Annotated in this window: 1 protein-coding gene and 1 pseudogene; both read left to right on the top strand. The window is 39.5% G+C overall.

What is annotated here, in order from left to right:
- Positions 1 to 251 (top strand): hypothetical protein (locus ACKI2P_RS05480; RefSeq protein WP_407375757.1); only part of this gene is annotated, 251 nt, incomplete at its 5' end.
- A gap of 39 nt (positions 252 to 290) precedes the next feature.
- A pseudogene (locus tag ACKI2P_RS05475) lies at positions 291 to 1,801 on the top strand (excinuclease ABC subunit UvrA); the annotation flags it as partial.

Raw genomic sequence — 1,801 nt, 5'->3', positions numbered from 1 at the left:
CCGCTCTTCAATTTACAGTTCTTTCTCTTTCAATGATTATGATTGTTGAAAAGCTTTCATTTGAAGATGTGCCGTTGCCTGAGCATTCCAAATCTTGTTTTAAAAAATTATTCGATAAAAGGCCTGATTTCAGATTCAACTTAAATAAAGACTGTGAATTGGCTTATAAGTCATTCAATAATGACTTTGGATTTTCCAGTGATGAATTTTATCTGAAAATTAAAGAGCACTTTGACAGTCAGGGCTATTGATTGGCAAAATTATTATACTTTAAAACTTAATGTTAATGTATGTACCAAGATATGATAATTATTAGAGGAGCAAAAGTTCATAATTTAAAGAATATTGATGTTGACATTCCTCTTGGAAAAATTGTTGCAATTTCTGGAGTTTCCGGAAGCGGTAAATCCTCATTGGCATTAGGAGTATTGTATTCTGAGGGTTCCAGAAGATATTTGGATGCACTTTCAACCTATACTCGCCGTAGGATTTCACAAACTGAAAAGGCACAGGTTGATTCAATACAATATGTTCCGGCAGCACTGGCACTTCATCAGCGTCCTAACGTTCCCAATATCAGATCAACATTTGGAACTTCAACCGAACTTTTAAACTCCTTAAGATTATTGTATTCAAGATGCGGTAATTACACTTGTCCAAACGGACACCTGCAGGAGCCAACATTGAATGTGGCTCGTGAAATCCCAATCAAATGTCCGGTTTGCGGTGAGGAATTCTATGGATTGGGTGCAGAGGAATATGCATTCAACTCAGACGGCGCATGCCCAACATGCAGCGGAACAGGTTATATAAGGGGCATTGACGATTCAACATTAGTTGGCGATGAAACAAAAACACTTGAGGAAGGAGCCGTTGAGTCATGGAACATGTTCGGAATTTCATGGATGTATCACGTTGCAGGCGAGCTGGGCGTAAGGATTGACGTCCCATTCAAGGACTTGACTGATGAGGAAAAGGACATTGTCTATAACGGTCCTGCCGTTAAAAGATACATCAATATCCCATCTAAAAACGGGAAGTTATTTGAACTTAATGCCGAGTATAGGAATGCCCATAAGGCTGTTGAAGAGGCTCTTAAAAAGGCAAAAACAGAAAAGGGTCTTCAAAGAATCAATAAATACTTAACAACACAGGTTTGTCCTGACTGCAATGGTGCAAGAATCAATTCAAAAGCAAGGGAAACACTTTTAGGCGGAATCAATCTGGCTGAAGCATGTCAGATGAATCTAAAGGAGCTTGTCATATGGATTCAGGAAGTTGTAAGTGAGCTTCCAGGCGGTGTCAGGAAGATGGCGGAAAACATTCTTGAGGAATTCATGGACAATGCCACCATTTTACTTGATTTGGGTTTAAGCTACATTTCACTTGACAGGCCCGCCAATACATTATCAACCGGTGAACTGCAGAGAATGCAGCTTGCCAAAACCTTAAGAAACCACACTACAGGAGTATTGTATGTACTGGACGAACCGTCAATAGGTCTTCACCCGGATAATGTCAACGGATTAATCAGTGTCATCAGACATCTGGTTGATGACGGAAATTCAATAATTCTGGTTGACCATGACACAAAAATATTGGGCATTGCTGATTATATGATTGAATTGGGACCGACTGCCGGTGCTGACGGTGGAAACATCATTGCACAGGGAACCCTTGATGAAATTATGGGTAATGATTCTTCACAAATCGCTCCATTTTTATCAAATTCCGAAAAGATCATCATTCGAGACAAATCAGGTGATGTTTTTGAAAATGGTGCTATCGAGATAAAAACCTC

The organism is Methanobrevibacter sp. (assembly GCF_045541095.1).
In the GTDB taxonomy this organism is placed as follows: domain Archaea; phylum Methanobacteriota; class Methanobacteria; order Methanobacteriales; family Methanobacteriaceae; genus Methanocatella.
The sequence above is the reverse complement of the archived record's forward strand: the minus strand, read 5'-3'. Positions and strand labels throughout refer to the sequence as shown.